The organism is Methanobacterium subterraneum, assembly GCF_002813695.1.
Taxonomy (GTDB): Archaea; Methanobacteriota; Methanobacteria; order Methanobacteriales; family Methanobacteriaceae; genus Methanobacterium; species Methanobacterium subterraneum.
Genome location: NZ_CP017768.1, coordinates 791,707 through 809,404 on the forward strand (window position 1 = coordinate 791,707; position 17,698 = coordinate 809,404).

At 40.3% G+C, this 17,698-nt stretch carries 24 protein-coding genes; 13 read left to right on the plus strand and 11 right to left on the minus strand.

Annotated elements, in window-relative coordinates; all coding sequences use genetic code 11:
• Positions 1–7 precede the first annotated feature (7 nt).
• Positions 8–697, plus strand: coding sequence for an MFS transporter (locus BK009_RS03685; RefSeq protein WP_236951029.1), 690 nt, complete (start codon positions 8–10; stop codon positions 695–697).
• 71 nt (positions 698–768) lie between these two features.
• Positions 769–987 carry a hypothetical protein gene (locus BK009_RS03690; RefSeq protein ID WP_100907824.1) on the plus strand — a complete coding sequence of 73 codons (219 nt, stop codon included), beginning with the start codon at positions 769–771 and terminating at the stop codon, positions 985–987.
• An 8-nt stretch (positions 988–995) separates the two neighbouring features.
• Here BK009_RS03690 and BK009_RS03695 read toward each other — a convergent pair whose 3' ends face one another.
• The 8 genes from BK009_RS03695 to csa3 form a co-directional block, all read right to left on the minus strand.
• The gene (locus BK009_RS03695; RefSeq protein ID WP_100906249.1) at positions 996–1,901 is read right to left on the minus strand and encodes a M48 family metallopeptidase; all 906 of its coding nucleotides are present in this window, start codon (positions 1,899–1,901) and stop codon (positions 996–998) included.
• 12 nt (positions 1,902–1,913) lie between these two features.
• Positions 1,914–2,468 carry a LemA family protein gene (locus BK009_RS03700; RefSeq protein ID WP_100906250.1) on the minus strand — a complete coding sequence of 185 codons (555 nt, stop codon included), beginning with the start codon at positions 2,466–2,468 and terminating at the stop codon, positions 1,914–1,916.
• Between the two features lie 426 nt (positions 2,469–2,894).
• Positions 2,895–3,032 (minus strand): hypothetical protein, encoded by a 138-nt coding sequence (locus BK009_RS12360; protein ID WP_157809493.1) that lies wholly within the window; start codon positions 3,030–3,032, stop codon positions 2,895–2,897.
• Positions 3,033–3,068: 36 nt separating this feature from the next.
• Positions 3,069–4,880, minus strand: coding sequence for a DUF2207 domain-containing protein (locus tag BK009_RS03705; RefSeq protein WP_100906759.1), 1,812 nt, complete (start codon positions 4,878–4,880; stop codon positions 3,069–3,071).
• Positions 4,881–4,920: 40 nt separating this feature from the next.
• Positions 4,921–5,472 carry a LemA family protein gene (locus tag BK009_RS03710; protein ID WP_100906251.1) on the minus strand — a complete coding sequence of 184 codons (552 nt, stop codon included), beginning with the start codon at positions 5,470–5,472 and terminating at the stop codon, positions 4,921–4,923.
• 258 nt (positions 5,473–5,730) lie between these two features.
• Entirely contained in the window at positions 5,731–6,072 is a 342-nt protein-coding gene (locus BK009_RS03715) for a hypothetical protein (protein ID WP_100906252.1), read from the minus strand.
• A 52-nt stretch (positions 6,073–6,124) separates the two neighbouring features.
• Positions 6,125–6,832: a PsbP-related protein gene (locus tag BK009_RS03720; protein WP_100906253.1), complete on the minus strand. Its 708-nt coding sequence runs from the start codon at positions 6,830–6,832 to the stop codon at positions 6,125–6,127.
• 126 nt (positions 6,833–6,958) lie between these two features.
• Positions 6,959–7,552, minus strand: a complete 594-nt coding sequence (csa3, locus tag BK009_RS03725; protein ID WP_100906254.1) for a CRISPR-associated CARF protein Csa3 — start codon at positions 7,550–7,552, stop codon at positions 6,959–6,961.
• 264 nt (positions 7,553–7,816) lie between these two features.
• On the opposite strand from csa3, the gene BK009_RS03730 reads away from it, so the two are divergent.
• From BK009_RS03730 to BK009_RS03745, 4 genes are all read left to right on the plus strand, one after another.
• Positions 7,817–8,152 carry a hypothetical protein gene (locus BK009_RS03730; protein WP_100906255.1) on the plus strand — a complete coding sequence of 112 codons (336 nt, stop codon included), beginning with the start codon at positions 7,817–7,819 and terminating at the stop codon, positions 8,150–8,152.
• A gap of 30 nt (positions 8,153–8,182) precedes the next feature.
• A complete protein-coding gene (locus BK009_RS03735; protein WP_100909081.1) occupies positions 8,183–8,593 on the plus strand; it encodes a hypothetical protein in 411 nt (136 codons plus the stop codon).
• A gap of 67 nt (positions 8,594–8,660) precedes the next feature.
• Positions 8,661–9,035 (plus strand): response regulator, encoded by a 375-nt coding sequence (locus BK009_RS03740; protein WP_100906257.1) that lies wholly within the window; start codon positions 8,661–8,663, stop codon positions 9,033–9,035.
• 19 nt (positions 9,036–9,054) lie between these two features.
• The gene (locus BK009_RS03745; RefSeq protein ID WP_100907823.1) at positions 9,055–10,032 is read left to right on the plus strand and encodes an ARPP-1 family domain-containing protein; all 978 of its coding nucleotides are present in this window, start codon (positions 9,055–9,057) and stop codon (positions 10,030–10,032) included.
• Between the two features lie 51 nt (positions 10,033–10,083).
• Here BK009_RS03745 and BK009_RS03750 read toward each other — a convergent pair whose 3' ends face one another.
• Positions 10,084–10,317: a hypothetical protein gene (locus tag BK009_RS03750; RefSeq protein WP_100906260.1), complete on the minus strand. Its 234-nt coding sequence runs from the start codon at positions 10,315–10,317 to the stop codon at positions 10,084–10,086.
• Positions 10,318–10,662: 345 nt separating this feature from the next.
• Between BK009_RS03750 and BK009_RS03755 the strand changes: the two genes are divergently transcribed.
• Together BK009_RS03755 and BK009_RS03760 are read left to right on the plus strand one after the other, a co-directional pair.
• Complete coding sequence (locus tag BK009_RS03755) at positions 10,663–11,001, plus strand: hypothetical protein (protein WP_100906261.1); 339 nt, start codon at positions 10,663–10,665, stop codon at positions 10,999–11,001.
• Between the two features lie 52 nt (positions 11,002–11,053).
• Positions 11,054–11,983 carry a DUF4405 domain-containing protein gene (locus BK009_RS03760; RefSeq protein WP_198517186.1) on the plus strand — a complete coding sequence of 310 codons (930 nt, stop codon included), beginning with the start codon at positions 11,054–11,056 and terminating at the stop codon, positions 11,981–11,983.
• 229 nt (positions 11,984–12,212) lie between these two features.
• On the opposite strand, the gene BK009_RS03765 is transcribed toward BK009_RS03760, so the two are convergent.
• A complete protein-coding gene (locus tag BK009_RS03765; RefSeq protein ID WP_100907821.1) occupies positions 12,213–13,391 on the minus strand; it encodes a PD-(D/E)XK nuclease family protein in 1,179 nt (392 codons plus the stop codon).
• Between the two features lie 18 nt (positions 13,392–13,409).
• A complete protein-coding gene (locus BK009_RS03770) occupies positions 13,410–15,761 on the minus strand; it encodes an ATP-dependent helicase (protein ID WP_100909082.1) in 2,352 nt (783 codons plus the stop codon).
• Between the two features lie 311 nt (positions 15,762–16,072).
• On the opposite strand from BK009_RS03770, the gene BK009_RS12365 reads away from it, so the two are divergent.
• From BK009_RS12365 to BK009_RS12550, 5 genes are all read left to right on the plus strand, one after another.
• Positions 16,073–16,246 (plus strand): hypothetical protein, encoded by a 174-nt coding sequence (locus tag BK009_RS12365; RefSeq protein ID WP_157809699.1) that lies wholly within the window; start codon positions 16,073–16,075, stop codon positions 16,244–16,246.
• Positions 16,236–16,493 (plus strand): type II toxin-antitoxin system RelE family toxin, encoded by a 258-nt coding sequence (locus tag BK009_RS03775; RefSeq protein WP_100909083.1) that lies wholly within the window; start codon positions 16,236–16,238, stop codon positions 16,491–16,493. Before BK009_RS12365 ends, BK009_RS03775 begins: the two co-directional genes overlap by 11 nt.
• A 223-nt stretch (positions 16,494–16,716) precedes the next feature.
• On the plus strand, positions 16,717–17,286 hold the full coding sequence (locus tag BK009_RS03780; RefSeq protein ID WP_100909084.1) for a nucleotidyltransferase domain-containing protein: 570 nt from the start codon (positions 16,717–16,719) through the stop codon (positions 17,284–17,286).
• Positions 17,276–17,461 carry a hypothetical protein gene (locus BK009_RS12545; protein WP_198517185.1) on the plus strand — a complete coding sequence of 62 codons (186 nt, stop codon included), beginning with the start codon at positions 17,276–17,278 and terminating at the stop codon, positions 17,459–17,461. The genes BK009_RS03780 and BK009_RS12545 overlap by 11 nt, the downstream gene beginning before the upstream one ends.
• A gap of 8 nt (positions 17,462–17,469) precedes the next feature.
• Positions 17,470–17,691, plus strand: coding sequence for a hypothetical protein (locus BK009_RS12550; protein WP_204249864.1), 222 nt, complete (start codon positions 17,470–17,472; stop codon positions 17,689–17,691).
• Positions 17,692–17,698 lie beyond the last annotated feature (7 nt).

Here is a 17,698-nt window from a genome sequence, read left to right on the forward strand (position 1 = left end):
GATGGTCATGGCCGTGTTTTTATTACCTGTATTGGTTAAGGTAGAGCTGGAAGAACTGGATCCGGTTATCCAGATTGACTTATACCGGAGTTTTGAGGTTAAACTAGCCACCAGCATTGCCATTGGAACTGGTTATTGCCAAACTGCTATTGTGTTCATGCCTTCTCTGGCAGTGGTTGCCCTATCTCTGACCACTTCTCTGGCTAGTTTAATGGTCATCCCCCTGGTTCTGGCCCTGGGAGTGAGTGCCCCTATTATTGGAAGATTGCTGGATAAGTTCGGTACCAAAATAGTCATGCTTTTTGGTATTTTTATCCTGGCAGTGGGTCTTTTATGCTTAAGTTTATCGGCCACCAGTTTTTATCTGTTCATAGTATCGGGAGTGGTGGTCGGTCTTGGTCTGGGAGCTGTGCTGGGCTCACCTCTTCGTTATATCCTGCTGGGTGAGAGTCCACCTGATAAACGTGCCGCAGGACAGGCTATAATAAACTTCAATGCCAGTGCTGGGCAGCTGGTGGGAGGTGCACTTATTGGTGCAGTGATAGGTTCACAGGGAGGTAAACTGACTGGTTACCAATCAGCTTATATTTTAATTGCCTTTATTGCCATTGTTATGATGCTATTAACATTAGGGTTGAAGAATCGTGCTGAGCAGTTAGAAACCATGAAAACAATTCAAACTAAAAGTTCAACCTGAATTTAACATCCCTCCTTTACTTAAAAGAATATTAATAATGCATTAAATATCAGGTAGAGCATTATAACGATGTGGGACAAGCCATAATTGAAGAGGCTCAAAAACTAACTGGAAGCACTTATGGTTTCTCAGCTGCTGTAAATTCAAACACTCTAGAAATTATTGAGGATACAGAAGCCATAACAGTCCTTGAGGATTACCAGGGAAATATCAACATAGAAATACCCACCAATTCAGATAGAGATTCTGATGGGATTAATTCAGTAGATGGCGGAGACACACTGCTTTGATCCATGAACTACATTTCACGTAGCCTTTTAACTCGTTCATCTGTGGGAGGATGTGTGGAGAAAAGGGTGCTACCCCTATTACTGCTTTTAGCCCCTAAAGCCGGGTTTATAATATATAGGCCGTTAAGTGCATCGTTTCGGAGTTTACTTTTACTTTTCTGCTGGTCGCTGATTTTTTCCAGGGCACTGGCTAATCCCTCAGGGTATCCGGTGTAATTGGCCCCAGTAGCATCTGCAAGGTACTCGCGTTGTCTGGAAATGGCGAATTTGAGTAATTGTGCGAATATTGGGGCGAGGATTACCAGAACTAGAAAGACAACTAAAAATATTAACTGACCCTGTCCCCCTCCCCTGTCTCGACCCCGGAATAAACTTCCATATGAAGAATACCGAGCCATGTATCCTAAAAATACGATGGTTCCTACCAGAACAACTGCTACCGTGGCCAGTAGAACATCATAATTTCTTATATGGGCCATTTCATGTGCTATTACTCCTTCAAGTTCCAGACGGTCTAACCTTTCCAGTAAACCCCGGGTAACAGTGATACTGGCATTTTCAGGATTACGACCTGCGGCAAAAGCATTAGGAACCTCGGTATCAATTATGTATAGCTTGGGCATTGGCAATCCTGCAGCAATACTCAAGGCTTCTACAGTATTATGAAGATATGGTTCTTCCGGTTTAGATACCTCCCGTGCCCCGGCCATGGTGGTTACAATATTCTGGCCTCCGTAATAGGTGACCAGCATGATAATGGCAAACAGTACAACTGCCATTAACAAACCCATTATGGGCGACCCAATGTATAACCCAATTAAATATCCAATGACCCCTATTAGAACTGCGTAGAGCAAAAAGAAAAAATAGGTCCATCTTTTATTAGCGGCTATGTTCTTGTATATGGGATCCATTAATATTCACCTTTAAAAATCAACTTGGGGTACTTCCCGTACTTTATCTGATTCAACTTCAAAAAATTCCCTGGTTTGGAATTGGAATGCCTGGGCTATGACATTAGTGGGGAACTGTTGTACGCTGTTATTCAAATCCAGAACGGTTCTATTGTAGCGTTGTCTGGCGTAGGCTATCTTATTTTCTATACCCACCAGTTCTTCCTGAAGCATTAGGAAATTTTCATTGGCTTTAAGGTCAGGATAATTTTCTGCAACGGCAAAGATGGATTTAAGGGCTTTTGAAGCCATATCATCTGCTCCAGCATTTTCCTGGACTGTGGAAGCATTCATCCAATTACTTCTGGCCCGTGTAACCTCTTCCAGAAGTTCACGTTCATGGTCCATATACCCTTTGACTGTGCTTACCAGGTTGGGAACCAGGTCAAACCGCTTTTGCAGGAGGGTGTCAATGTTGGAATAGGATGTGTCCACTGTATTTCGCATATTAATAAGTCGGTTGTAACTATAAACAATGTAGATTACTATTAATATTAAAATTCCCAAGATTATGTATACATAATTCATTTTTTTTATCCACCCTAAGTATAATTTCTTCAAATCTTACTGTGATATTAAAAGCTATGATCGTTAAGTATTTATTCTTAATTACTTTCCAATGATAACTCTTTTAGAGGAAACTCAGGGAGTGCCCTTCTCGGTATGTATTAAACCAGAGAAATGGGATGGGAACCAATACTATAATCTAATAGCTCCCCAATGTGATTACATTGTCCCCATGCTCTACCTGGCCGACTATGAAGTGGGAATAAGTCATTTGAAAAGTCTGATAAATTTTATAACTACATCTATCAGGGGAAAATTGTGGCCGGACTTCAAACTTATGAATCTGACCAGAATCTTACTCCTAAGGATGCAACACTATACTCGTGTAGTGATTCGCTTCAGGTATGGGTTGAGTAATTTTCATAGGTAGTTAAACCAGATCTTATTCTAGTCAAAGAGTCCACTACCAAAAAAGCAATCAATACAGTATCCATCAGCACCCATATGGTTAAGGCAGTAGCACCGGCCACAAACTATGCATTCATCAAGTCCCGGGTTTCCACAAAAGTCACACTTTTCACACATTTATTATAACTCCTATTTACGAAAGTGGATGGAGGTTTAGAAAGCTCCACCTCCACCTCCACCTGATCCTCCACCTACTCCACCAACTCCTCCACCACCTCCACCTTCTCCCTTGGTGGCGGTGGTCATTCCAGTACTCAGACTGGATGATAGGATGGCGTAACCGCCGTAGTAGTGGAAGAGGTATATGTCACTCTGGTTCAGCTGGTCTTTTGGTAAGGTCAGGGACATGGATTTTCGAACCTTATCTGCTACTCCCAGGGCAGTGGCGTAGACCAGGTATTTATTCCACACCACCACTGATTCTGGAGGATACTCTTTTATTAAAGAGAAGTCCTGGAGATATTTTTTGAATGCTTCCCATTTAGCATGGTAATCAATACCTTCCTGGGTCCATCGGCCGGCGATCTTCTCTGGTAGGATCAGGGAGATAATAGCCACCAGGCCCAGAACAATGGAGGCAATAAGAGCATTTGAAGATGCAGGTATGGGACTGAATACTGAAACAAAAAACACTATTACCGCAATTACTAATCCTAAAACTCCGTAGACCTTCATGTAGGTGTCTCCAGTCTTAACGAAGAATTGATCAGTTTTCTCATTGAGGAATGTGTTCCTTAGATCATCCTCCCAGGCATCGTAGGAGTGCTTAAAGGCCTTAGCATTTTCCTGGTGTTTGAAATCCCTCTTCATCTGCTTAAGGTCCACAATATTATTGGTTGCTATCCGTTTAAAGAAGTGGATAACCTGTTTTTCAAAGGAATAAAGATCACTGATACTCTTATTTTTGATCTCAAGGTACACTTTCTTATCCTTGCCCTCTTCCTCAGTGTAGACTCCTAAATATTCCCGGTCTATAAGATCCATAATTGTGGCCTGGAAACCATTCATATCTGGAGTTCCAACTATTTTGGTGAACCCTTTACCGGATATGGCATTGACCACTGCTGGTGGGTCATTGCTAGGAAGCTCTCGCTCATACTCTCCCTGGTAACTAGTTTTTGGCTCCCTTCCATATTTAAAGTATAATATTAAGGGAGTAACAATACTTAATAGCATTAAAACTGCTAGTAAGGAGAATAAGTTGTTGTAAAAATTTATCTGGTCCTGGTATTCCTGCTGGATCTTCTCCATTTGAGGCAGCCCATCCTGGTTTATCTGCTGGGCCAGAACTGGATTGGTAAACTGGTCCTTGGGAATAGCCAGACGCACCTCGAAATAGTTTCCAGTGGATATGGTTTTTGTTGCGATTTTCAGGATGGATTCATTTAAGATGGGGTAATCATCCCAACCATCACTTAAAACATAGTATGGTGGGTTTAACCAGTATTTAACACCCTCTTTGGATTTAAGGTGCACGCGGGTGGTTAGATCTCCCACATCCACATCCCATTCTTCACCCCACGCCTTAAACTGTAATCCAGCAATATCATTGTAGATCTTTATCACGTTAATCATGTCGTACTCAATGGTTATTTCAACGTTCTTACTGGTAACTGGGGTGGTTTTCTGACTATCAGAGAACAGGTAAATCTTTAAAGACTTCATGTCACTCTTATTAGTGACCTCTAAAGTGGAGTAGGCTCCTTTGGTAGATACATTCAGGTTCTCAATTCTTTCCCCAGGTTTAAGGGGAATGTCACGGTAAACCCCATTGTAAGTACCTAAAAATGAGTAGTAAAGGGTTTCTTTAACCCTTAAGTTCCCATTTTCCTGAACATAAAGATCAACACTGGCCCGGGGAATGCTGTAACTCCGGTCATCATCTGCAGCGAAGCTAATTGCCGGGAGAACTGACAGTACAAGGATCGAAAGCAAGATCAGGGAAGAAAATTTGATTTTATCCATTATATCCTCTCTTTTGATCTGGGGGAATTTTATATCGGGTTTAGAATTCCACTTTAGGCACTGTTCTTGCAGATTCTTCAACTTCAAAGAACTCTGCTTCCTCAAAATTAAAGGTGCTGGCAATTAGGTTGCTGGGGAACATCTGACACTTGTTGTTGTACATTAATACTGTGTCATTGTAAAACTGACGGGAGTAGGCGATTTTATCCTCAGTTTCAGCCAGCTGCTGCTGTAATTCCAGGAAATTCTGGTTAGCCTTTAGATCAGGGTAATTCTCAGCCACCGCAAATAAGGATTTAAGGGCACCAGTTAACATGTTGTTAGCTTCCTGGCTTTCCTTAACAGTTTCAGCACCCATTACTGCAGAACGAGCCTGGGTAACCCTTTCAAAAACACCCTTCTCGTGGCTGGCGTAACCTTTAACTGTTTCAACTAGGTTGGGTATTAAATCTGCTCTCCGGTTCAGCTGCACATCTATCTGAGACCAGGCATTTTTAACCCTGTTTCTAAGCTTCACCAGACTGTTGTAGAGCCCGACTATCACTCCTATAATTAGGAGTACTATTATTAGAATTATTATATATAACCACATAGTTTCATCTCACAATGGATTGTTACTAAATATTATAGGTTTAACGATAAGATGTTTACCATTCCTTTTATAAACAAAATAGGGTACATCAAAGAATTTTTACGTAGAAAAAAAGGGCATTTGAGGTAAATAATTAGAAAATCATCATTTACAATTAAAAACACGTTTTTTACCATTTGACAATGTATATTCATGGATAAATTCAAAAAAAGGAGTAGGGCACTATCGTACCCTCAAGATTAATTGGTTCTAACTTTTTCAGGCGGTAAAATGGACACTTAGTGTGACATCCCCGTTGGGTGCAAATGTACTCAATGAAGTAACGTTTTTATCGTCTCTCATCAAGGATGCAGTTAAAGTATCTGAACTGGTATCTTTTTTCTGTACTTGGACTTTTACACTACCAATAATGTTACCTAAATCTATGGTTTTATCACCAGTACCATCGATGGTGCGAGTCCCTGATGAATCGGTTATGGTACCATTCCAACTACCCTGATAATTCACCACCAGCTTAACCGATGAGGACATACATCCAGATACCGCTATTACCATACACACGAATAGCACCAGCAAACCTATTTCCTTTTTGTTTAACATGTTAATTTTTCCTCCCTATTCCATGTTTTTTTCATTAAGCATGTTTTAACCTTTATTTTGATTTAAAACTGTTGATGATGGTGTCGAGGTTAGCTTTTTGGCTGTCTAATGTATTCCCCAAGTCTGATCCTCGTACTACGCAGGCAATAATATACATCATGTCTCCTTTCTCCCAGTTTATTATTTTGTACTGTGATTTATGGCCCTGGGCATTATCCCCTTCCACAATGTTCAGTGTTGCTGAAACACCATCCACAGTGACTGTGCTCTTTTGTGTTGTTACCTGATTGGTGAGGGTGTTGGTAAGATCATCTACTATACTATCTTGATTAACCCCTTCTGACTTGCTTAAAGCAAACAGCCCTACGCCGGTTACTTTCAGTCCATTGGGATCAGCTGCAAATTGGGGGTCGATAATGTAAACTGCACTACCGGTTGAGTCACTCTGGCTGTTGTTAATGGTCCAGGTTTTAGGGTAGTTCAAGGAAAAGTCATCATTACTGTAGGCCGTGGTTTCCACTTGTGGTGTGATAGATGGTGTGGAGGAGTTGGATTGGGGCATAAAATATAAGGCATATGCAGCAATTCCAATTCCAACGATAATAACTACACCAATGATAATTAAAATAATCGGTAAACTGGAAGATTTCTTTTTATCAGGTGCAGACTTAGTTGTTTTGGTTTCTGTTAATCTGCTACCGCAAGTTTCACAGAAAACAGCACCGTCCTGGTTTTTTGTTCCGCATTTTGGGCAATACATTTAAAAAAACTCCTTCTTATTCTTTCTAAAAACTCCCTATTCTTTTAATGTAATTATTTATGTGTAAATCATTAAGGGTATTCATAGTTTAAATTGTGGAAGTGATTGCATCAGGTGATTACACACCTATATTATGGCCAGTTCACCGGCACTGGTAATTTTAAATGCTTTGGGGTCGATTAAACCCATTTCTCTCAGTTCACGGATGTGATTGTAAGTCATTCCCCTGCTTATGCCTATCTTTATGGACAGGTTTTTGACGTTGTTTTCACCGGCATACAATTCCTCCAGTATGATCCTTTTGGTCTTGGATATTCCGAAGTTGAGGATGGGTAGGTCGATTATGTTTTTATCTTCCTCGGTGATGTAGACGATCTTTTCCACCATATTGTGACGGGCGTAACTTCCAAAAAGAGCTCCCAGTGCCTGGGGTTTTCTACCGCCACTGATATTTACCACGATATTGCGTCCGTGGGCGTATTCTTCTTCTATGATTTCCACTGTGTCCTGGGCAACTATCACCACGTTGTATACACTGGTGGGTATGGATTTGATTTCCAGGATTTTGCCCACAGTTTCCTGGAGCATACGCTCTGCTTCCACGATCTTATCTGGAGGATTCTCCTCTCTCAGTAGTATGATCTTATTAGGTGAGAACTGGGTAATGCAGGCCATTACCGGTTCCAGGGAATAAATAGTTGATATTAAAGTATTTTCCATTTTACCACAGGGTAGTTTTTGTTAAGGTTTTTTATTGATTAATACATTTAATTCTCCTTTAACCTCTATATTAGTGTTTTGATGTTATCTATTGAATTTAGTAATGGAATAACTCTTTTTTTATTTAACTTATCTGGTTTACTATGGTGTTGTAATTAATATAATTAATTTGTGAATGGTAAACATTAACATTTATATACAATAATGATTATATGAATGATATGTACCCACTGTGGTAATGTTAAGTATATTGGAGATTTTAATATGGGTGAAAACGTTGTAAATGAAACAAATCTAACTGATTTAACAGAAAATAAAAGATCAAGGACCATTGAACTAGCATTAGGTATTGTTGGAGGAATATTTGGATTATTTGGCGGTGTTTTTGCTTTACTGTTTATCCCTGAATTGGGATTCAGCGCCATCTTAGCTTCAGTTGTTGGGATCATTGGGGCAATATACGTTACTCGAAATCCAAAAAGGGGAGGTTTAATTCTAATAATAAGCTCAGTATGGCTTTTAATTAGTATATCATTTTTTGGTGTATTGGGTTTTATCCTACTCTTAATAGCTGGTTTAGTGGCCATATTTAGAAAATAATTTGTATAAATGATGGATTTGGAGGATAATATGAATAAAAAAGCAATAATATTGGGAATTTTAGTTTTACTTGCCGTGGTAACCATTAGTGGTTGTACAAGTTCTGGAAATAAGAATTCTGTTAATGTTACTAATTTAAAAGTGTCCAGTGAAGGCTATGGAATGTATTATGTGACCTGTGATATCGTGCCTATACAGGATACAAGTTACCTGGAAATGGTACTGGTGTGGTACGATGCAAGCGGTGCAGTAATAGAACGCAGCCCACTTGCCTGGAACATAAATGATGCCAAAGCAGGTCAAACAATTAAAGCAAGGGGTACAGCATCATTATATCAGAAAGGTTATCCTGCTAAAGTACAAGTTTTAATCTTTGACTCAAGTTTCTCCGGAGGAAGTGACAAAGGAAATATTTTCAACCAGACTATACCGGTTGGATAGTCCCTTAAACAAATATTTTCTTAATTATTTTTTCTTTTTTTTCAAGAAAAATAGGGGGAGGATTAAAATGGTTAATTTTAGGGTAATGGTGGTGGAAGACGATGGGATCATTGCCCTTGGTCTTCAATACAAGTTAGAATCATGGGGTTACACTGTGGATCCCATGGTCTTCTCAGGGGAAGATGCAGTTGAGAAATCATTCCAGCAAAAACCCGATCTCATATTAATGGACATTGGGGTTAAAGGGGAGTTAAATGGGATAGAAGTGGCTCATCAAATCAAGGAATTGAATATCCCAATTATTTACATCACTGGTTTGGATGATGAGATTGTAACCCAAAAGGCAATGGAAACAGTTCCCTATGCCCTCTTAAAAAAACCAGTGAACAATGATGTGTTAAAAAACACTATTCAATCCGCTCTGGAAGAATTAGATAAATGAAAAGGGAGTAGGTGATTTAATGGAGGAATTAATTGCTAATTACTTGCAACACATGGAGTTGGGAGAAATCCAGGAACATAAAAGCATGTCAGTATTCCCTCTCTACAATAAGGGAGACAATGGACTGTACATCACCCTTAAGGAAGCATTAGAGGCAGATCTTTTAACCATCACTGAAGTGGATAACTACGGTTCAGTACCAGAATTGAAGGTGATAAACCAGGCCACTGTCCCGGTTTTGTTATTGGACGGGGAGGAACTGGCTGGCGCCAAGCAGAATCGGGTTTTAAACACCACCATACTCCTTAAAGAGAAGTCAGAAACTATTATTCCAGTAAGTTGCACTGAACAGGGGAGGTGGAGTTACAACTCCCTGAAATTCACAGAATCCGGGAATCTGGCATCCCTCATGGTACGCCGACATAAGTCCGCCTCAGTGAACCAGTCACTAAAAAAAAGCGGATTATTCCGTTCGGACCAGAGAATGGTGTGGGATGGTATAGATGAAATAAGTCTCAAATCAGGTGTAAAAAGCAGGACACGGGCAATGCAGGATGTTTACCAATCCCTGGAGGAGGATCTGAGGGAATATCACCTATCATTCCCGGTACGGGATGGGCAGAAAGGAATCCTGGTGATGGTTAAGGGGGAGGTTATGGGTCTGGATATTGTATCCTGTAGTATTGCCTACCTTAACCTCCACCGTAAACTACTGAAAAGCTATGCCCTGGAAGCAATTCTCATGGAGGGGGAAGATGAAGATGGATTCAATGGATTGGATAAGGCTAAGTCATTCCTGGATGAAGCAAGCCTATCCATGGATGAGAAGCATGAGTCAGTGGGTTATGGATGGGATCATCGTCTGGAAGGCCCAGGAATACTGGGTTCATCCTTAACTTATCAGGACCAAGTGATTCACACTGCACTGTTTAAGAATATCCCTGATGAAAACCAAAAAATGTCTATTTACCGGCAACGGAGGAGTTTTAGGATGTGAAATTTTATAACTCATCCTAGAACTTTATTTTGAATAATATTTTTATCACCATCAGTCCCTGATTAGAGTTAAAAGAATTAGTAAGGGTAAGATTCCACTTATCAGATTCAAAAGGCAACTGGCCACGTCTCCGGCTATGAGGTTACCAATTACCAGGAAAAAAACCCCAATAAAATAGAGGACCAGAAAGTAGGGATTTATATTTTTATCCTTCGAAACTGCGGTTTTGTAAAACTGAATTATCCATCCAATGGTGACCAATATTAATCCGGCGATAAAATACATATAATTCCCTCTTTAATGATTGTTTAATGTTAGTTAGAAGTTATTTTAGTCAATTAATTAATATTTCTTTTTGATTTAATCTATGTAATGTGGTTAGTCAGATTTATTTTTTCATTTCAAAGATTTTCCATTTACAAATCACATTTGGTAGAGATTTGGGTGTAAACTTGGAATAACTACTTTTAAGGTAAATGCTTTATTTAGTAAACAGAGCCTTAAAATAAGGTAAAACAGAACAGTTGGTAAATGAACAAACTGTTCGGATGCTTATATTTTTAGGGGGATTATCATTTTTTAAAGAGCCCCTGATTTATTGAATTCTAAAACAATTGGAGTATTTCTAAAATGGTTTATGATATAATATTACCGGCCATACCCTTTATTGGAGGGTATGCATTGACTTACAGTCTTTACAAAATGAATCTAATTAAAAGATCAATCCATATCAACTTGTGGAACCTGATCATTCTATTATCCTTTATCATATCTGGAGGAGCGGGTTTCCTTCTCCTTATATTTATGGAACTGGGCATTAAACTGCCCATTAATCAGCCTTTACTTTACTGGCATGTTGAGTTAGGGGTGACCCTGGCCCTGGTCACTATTTTCCACTTCCACATTTACTGGAAGTCAGCAAAGACCATGTTCATAGCGGCAAAAAGGAGGTCTAAAAATAAAACTTAAGGAAAAGTTTATCACCGCACTTACCTCTATCCCCCTTATTGCCGGGGCTACCATGTCCGGTGCATGTGCTCTAAGCTGTCCCTATGGTATAAGCTGCACTGCTCCGGGACAATGCCCCAGATACGTAGATGCAGGTGGGGATGGTATATGTGATCTGGGACAGCCCACTACTTCCAGTTCCAGTGCAGAAAGCACATCCTATGATAATGATGGCAGTTCAGCTTACACCCCCCTGGATCAAACTGACACGTCCAGTAGTGTGTCATCAGAATCCGTGCCAAACAGTTCTGATAATATCAGTGCAGTGGCTGACCCTGGAAACGGTATGGATAACGGTAGTATACCCGATGAACCCCAGTATTTCACCCTCCCTGTAAGTATGCTTCTTATTGGACTTTACCTAATAACTCATTTCCTATTCAGTAAAGGTATACTCAGCCGACAGAAACACCGCAGAATCTGGAACCTTCTAATCACCGCTGGAATGGCAGGTAGTGGAATTACCGGCATATTATTAATACTATTCATAAATCTGAGTATAAAAACTGCTTTAAATCCCTCACTGACTTTCTGGCATGTGGAACTATCGATACTGATGGTTATTGCCACAATAATACACCTGCATCTTTACAGAAAACCATTCAAGAACATGTTCCGGGTTCTCTTTGGAGTGAAAAATTTTAAAGTGTCTAAAAAACCAGCTTCCATCCTGGCAGTGGTGATCTTAATCACTGTGGTAGCGGTATCTGGACAGTATTTAAGTTCATCCCTGGATGAAGGTGGGAAAGTTAACACCGCTGCTAATATTACCTCCAATAACACCACTAACAGTAATCAGGAACAGGACTCACAGGAAACATCCACCAACAGTGTTCAAAGTCCATCTACCAGTGATGTTCAAACCTACGACACATCTGGAGATTTAGAGGAGACAACCACTACTACCAAGTCTGGTGGGGGTAAAGGTAAAAACAGGTCTTGAAGCGGAAAGGGTGTTTTAATTCACTTTTCCATTTCTTTTTTTATTAAATAAATTCCTTTTTCAGATATCACTTTTTTTAAATTAAATTTCCTTTTCTTAGGTATCACCTTTTTTTGAATTCTCCTTTTTAGGATTAAAAAAATTTTTCATTAAAATTTTTCAATCCTATTCCAAAGGATAATATTAGTGTCCTATGAATTGGTATAACAGTGATGGGTTTAAAAAATAATCAGGGTACCGTAGGTTTGGTTCCCCCTGCTGGATTGGAGCAGAATGTTCTGAAATCACAGGCATCACAGGTTCTTCGTTCAGGTTGTGGATTCCAGGAATTTTGAATACCACACCCATCCACTTCACAGTTAATGTTTTCCTCAATATCTCCCACCACACTATCAAAGGCCCTTAAAGATTCATGTAAGGAGTCATCTTCAATGGGTATTATCCGGATTGAACGCAGGTTCTGATAGGATTGAGATAGATCAGGTGGGCTTGTTCTGGATTTCCAGTTCATCAGTAATTCTAGATCGTCACCATCCGGCATGATATCAGTTTGATGGTTTATAACTTCCCCTTTAAGTTCCTCCAGGTCCTTTTTAAATCTGTGGAGTTCGTTGATGTAGAAAAGTATTCCCACCAGAACTGGTTTAGAATCTGGTTGTAGGGAACGGAGCCAGGCATAGGTCTGTACCTGCCACTGGTGATGTAACCATGATGGAGACCCAGGGACCGGTCGGTTCATACCCTTGTAATCCACAATGATCTCATAGGAGTCCAGTTTCCGGATCTTCTTTTTAAATTCAGGGTTACGGTGGAGATATTTTATTATAAGATTATCCGGGGTGGCCTCCTCCAGCTGCACTGAACTTAAAACATCCACAATACCAGTGACACCGTAATAATTGGAACGGCTGACATCCTTCTGGTAACGGGGCATGTCCCGTATACCCTTAAGCCTTACCTCGGCATCATCAATTAATGGGAATAAATGAGGTCCCCAGGTGTTAATGGCCTTCTCCGCTCGGATGCTGGCCACCAGTTTATGAGGATGATGGTGGTCTGGGCAGAGTCCAGGGTTATCATTTCCACCTTCAAAGGTACAGAACAGGTTTGGTGGAGGGTTCAGTCCCCTGGATCTCATTCTCTTATTGATTTCCAGTTCTACCGGGCGGATCTGGGTTTCCCAGTCCCAGGGGAAGTCCTTCCAGTGGTGTTCATCCCAGCGGAGGTAAGCTTCTTCCATAACCCCGTGGATGAAGTTACCGAACCATAACTGAACTGGCATGGAAGGGGGTAGTGTGGCCTTATTCTGGTAACGGTACTGTAAAGGGCATGTCAGATAGGATAACAGGTCCCCGGTGAGACTGTATTCTGGTATAATATAGGGTTTGGAGCGTACAGATAAAGACATGGGATACACCTTTTTTTTTTAGATATGTTTTATATTTTCCAAACGTGGCCAGTGCCATTTACCATCTCGGGACCAGCCTGTAGCCACGTTTGCTATTCTTCGAGGTCCCTGCTTGGTATGATAACCATCCTTGACACTCTCTAATCCCACCAACAAAAGAACATCCTGAGGGCGGCTGAAGGCCACAAAATACTGTCTTATAAGGTCATCAAAGGCCCGGTCACGAGGGGATCTATCAGGTTCCTCCAGGGGTGAGCAAGTTCTGAGTTCATCTTCCATGTTGCAGGGTTTCCCACCCTCACGGGGGAATCGTTTGAATTCCTGGGCAGGGTAATTTTTTGAAAAATCCGAACCAACATCCACAATAACCAGGGGAAATTCCAGTCCCTTGGCCTGGTGGATGCTCATAATGTTAATCCGGTCGTCAGGAAGAGTTTCCAGTAGCCCCTCATCCACCTCTATGGCACCAGTGGCTAAAGGCACCAGTATGTTCCATATGGCCTCCCTCACCGAGGCCTGGTTCAATTCTTCATCATCATAATGGAGTATTTCACCCCCGAAATTGTTGAAGATACCAGTCTGGGACATGGTACGGGTCACCGCCTCCAGGTACACCAGACTCTCCACATCATTCTTAAGGTGAGGTATCCAGGTTACCAGTTGATAGGTCAGTTCAATCAGGGGTACATTGCTCTTCCATTTACTCCTACCAATGGGTGTTCTGTTTTGCCAGGCATCAACAAATCGTTTAAGGGATAATGGCTTGACTGGTTCCGGGTCTTCTTCCCAGTATTCCCTGGCTTTATTCCTCCATACAGCGAAGTTGTGTTTAGCCTGGCTGGGTAACTTCTCAATGGTATCTTGTACCTGGCACTGGGGGTCAATACATTCCATGATCAACCCGCAGAGCAGGGCAGTTTGCCAGGCTCTTTCCAGGTCACTTCCCCGGGGATTGAAAACATTAAGGTCATATTTCTGGAGATTTTTTCTTAAAAGTAAGGGTAATCGGGGTTTACCACTACTGGATAATTCTAATGGTGAGCTCATGAGTACTGATAAATCAGCAGGACTTCCTTCATCGGGATCTGCCTGGATTATGAATTTTTCCCCTTCGTGGGAGAAGGTGTATCCATCATTCAGTACTTTATGGATGAACTCGGATAGATCATGGGCCAGGGTGGGAAGATCATCACGGAAGAGTCCCATCACCGGGAAGTCAATGTAATCATTTTTCCTTCCAGCTTCAATGGATGGTTTACCCTTCACCCGGGCTGGCTGGAACCTGGGATCTAACTGGCAGAACTGGTTGCAAATTTCCACAATGGTCCTGGTGGACCGGTAATTCTGTTTCAGGTAGATGAGCTGTGGGGTAATGTTAAGTTTTTCAGTTATCCTGGTTTGGTAGTTGGTGAATAGATCCACAGTGGCTCCTCTGAATCGGTAGAGGGACTGGTCATCATCCCCCACAACAGTAAGGCTACCACCATTATTTAGGGCATGTTTAGCCAGCTGGAAGTATATCCTTTCCTGGAGAAGGTTGGTGTCCTGGTATTCATCCACCAGTACCATTTTTAGAGTGGTGGTGAATTTATCCAATTTTCCCTTAATGAGCTGGTCCAGGAATTCAGCTTCCAGGGAGGCAAAGTCATAGAGCAGGTTATCTCGGAGGTACTGGGTGTAGTAGGCCACTGATTCCAGGGCCAGTAGAAAGCCGGGGTGGTCCTTGTTTTCCAGGAGCTGGTTCCAGTATACCTGGTCATAGTATAGCCGGTCCTTTATCTCCAGGAGGTTGCGTGCCATTTCTGGAGTGTTAAGTCCCCAACTGGTACCCCGTAATCCTTTAAGATATTCTCGTAAGTCATCATTGTGGTGTTTATCACCATCGAATAATCCGATTCTGAGCATCAATCCACTGGCCACGAACTCTTCAATAACCACGGGTGGTGGTGCTCCAGGGTCGCGGTGGGTTCTGAGCACATCCTCGGAGATACTGTCCAGGGTCCCGGTTATGATCTGATTGAAGTCTAACCCCCTTAGATCTGGATGTAGGTCTTCAAGTTCAGGATCCTCCAGGAGAACTTGTCTTATCTCGTCTCCCCATGAAAGGATTCTGGAGCGTAACTCGTTAGCTGCCTTTCTGGTGAAGGTTGTGGCTAATATGGATGAAGGGTGAACATCATCCACGTAGATGAATTTCAGTATCTTCAAAACCATGACCGTGGTTTTACCACTACCCGGTCCAGCCACCAGAAACTGGGATTGGGTGAGGGGTGCACTTATGGCCTGGTTCTGGTCCGGGTTGTCCTCTGCCCTTATCCGTCGGTTTAAGTGTTTAGTAACAATGTCCTGGTATGTTTCCCATAAAATCAATTGATAACTCCCCATTACCAAGTTCTAATGTAATATGTAGTATTGATAGGATCATATTTAACATAAAATTGTTTTGGGGAGAAATATTATTCAAAAGTAACCCTCCCTAAAAAAAGCTTATAAATGATTCATTGTTTATTCTAAAAATTGTTAATCCATAGGAAGAAAATTAGCATTAAGTGAGTGAGTTGTATTTATCCACATCACAGGTTATCACAATGATCTGCTGGCTTATTGAGTATTTTCCAGTATAAAACTCAATTTTCGATAGAATTAAATAAACTAAGAACTGATCTATACATGGTGAGGGTATGACCGAGATTGACAAAGAAATCATCCAAATAAAATTTCTGCTTGAAAAAATAGAGGGTATTATTGATTCCCGGCTTATCGGAGAGGAAGATCCTGAAGAAGATGAGATTAAAGAAATCATTGATTTCGAAAGTAGGAAAAAAGCCGGAGAACTTGAATTAAATGAGATATAAAGTTTTTCTAGATAGAAAAGCCCTCAAAAATTTGGAAGATATTGAGTCAGATATTTCTGATTCTATTATGAATCGAATTATTAAACTAAAGGATGGATTTTTGCCAGATCTTGATATTAAAAAGCTTAAAGGGTACTCTAACCATTACCGTTTGAGAATTGGCAAATATAGAGTTCTTTTTCAACTACAAAAAGATCACGTGATCATCATTTATGCTATTTTACCCCGTAAAAAAGCTTATAAATGATCTCATTATTTATTCTAAAAATGGTTAATCCATAGAAATAAAATTAGCATTAACCACTGAGTTGTACTTATCCACATCACAAGTCACCAGCAAAATCTGTTTTTCTTATATTGTTAATAGTGACAATTGAATAATATTAAATACTAAAATATTAATATTATATTGCAATTAAGCCATGATAAAATGAATAAATTATTTATACAATTGAATACATTTTTTATTCATGTTAAGTAAGTTATTCACTTCCAAAACCAGGACCAAAATTATCACCCTATTCATGTTAAATCCAGGTGATGAATTCTATGTACGTGAAATAACCAAAAAAATCCATGAAAACATAAATTCAGTACGGAGAGAACTGTCCAATCTGGAAGATATGGGTCTTTTAGTAAGCAAGAAAGCTGGTAATCTTAAATATTACACGGTAAACAAGAGTTTTTATCTTTACGATGAACTTTATAGTATGGTTATGAAAACAGAAGGTGTAGCTAAACTATTAAAGGAAAATACGAAAAAATGGGGTCAGATAAGTTTGGCTTTCATTTATGGATCCTTTGCCTCCAAAAAAGCTAGTCATAGTAGTGATATTGATATTTTCTTGGTGGGAACTGTAAGTGAAGATGTTTTAATTAGGGATTTAAACTCTTTAGAAAGAAAGCTGTCGCGTGAAATAAATTATGTAATATTATCCCAAGGAGAATATCAGGAAAAAATTGAAAATGATGATCCATTCATTAAGGAAATACTACGAGAACAAAAAATCATGATTATAGGTGAAATGGATGTTAAATAAGCTGGAAGATGAAGGTTACATAAAAAGGTTACCAACCGATCCCCGGAGGGTTGAAAATTCACTTAATTTAGCCAAAAGAGATTTTCTAACTGCTAATAAAATGTTAACTGATGAAAATTATGACTGGGCTTTTAACATTGCATATAACTCCATGCTGCAATCTATTAGAGCCTAATGTTTCACATGGGATATAGACCATCCAGCAGAAATTCACATATAGCGGTGGTCAAGTTTACAGAAACCGTCATGGGTGAAGATTATTCAATTTGTATGGACCGGATGCGCCGTAAAAGACATCGGGCAGTTTATGACCGGACTGGATTCATATCAAAATCTGAAGCTCATAATGTGGTTACTAAGGCATCAATACTAATTCAAAAAGTTAAAAATAGGATAAATCCGTGAATAGGAT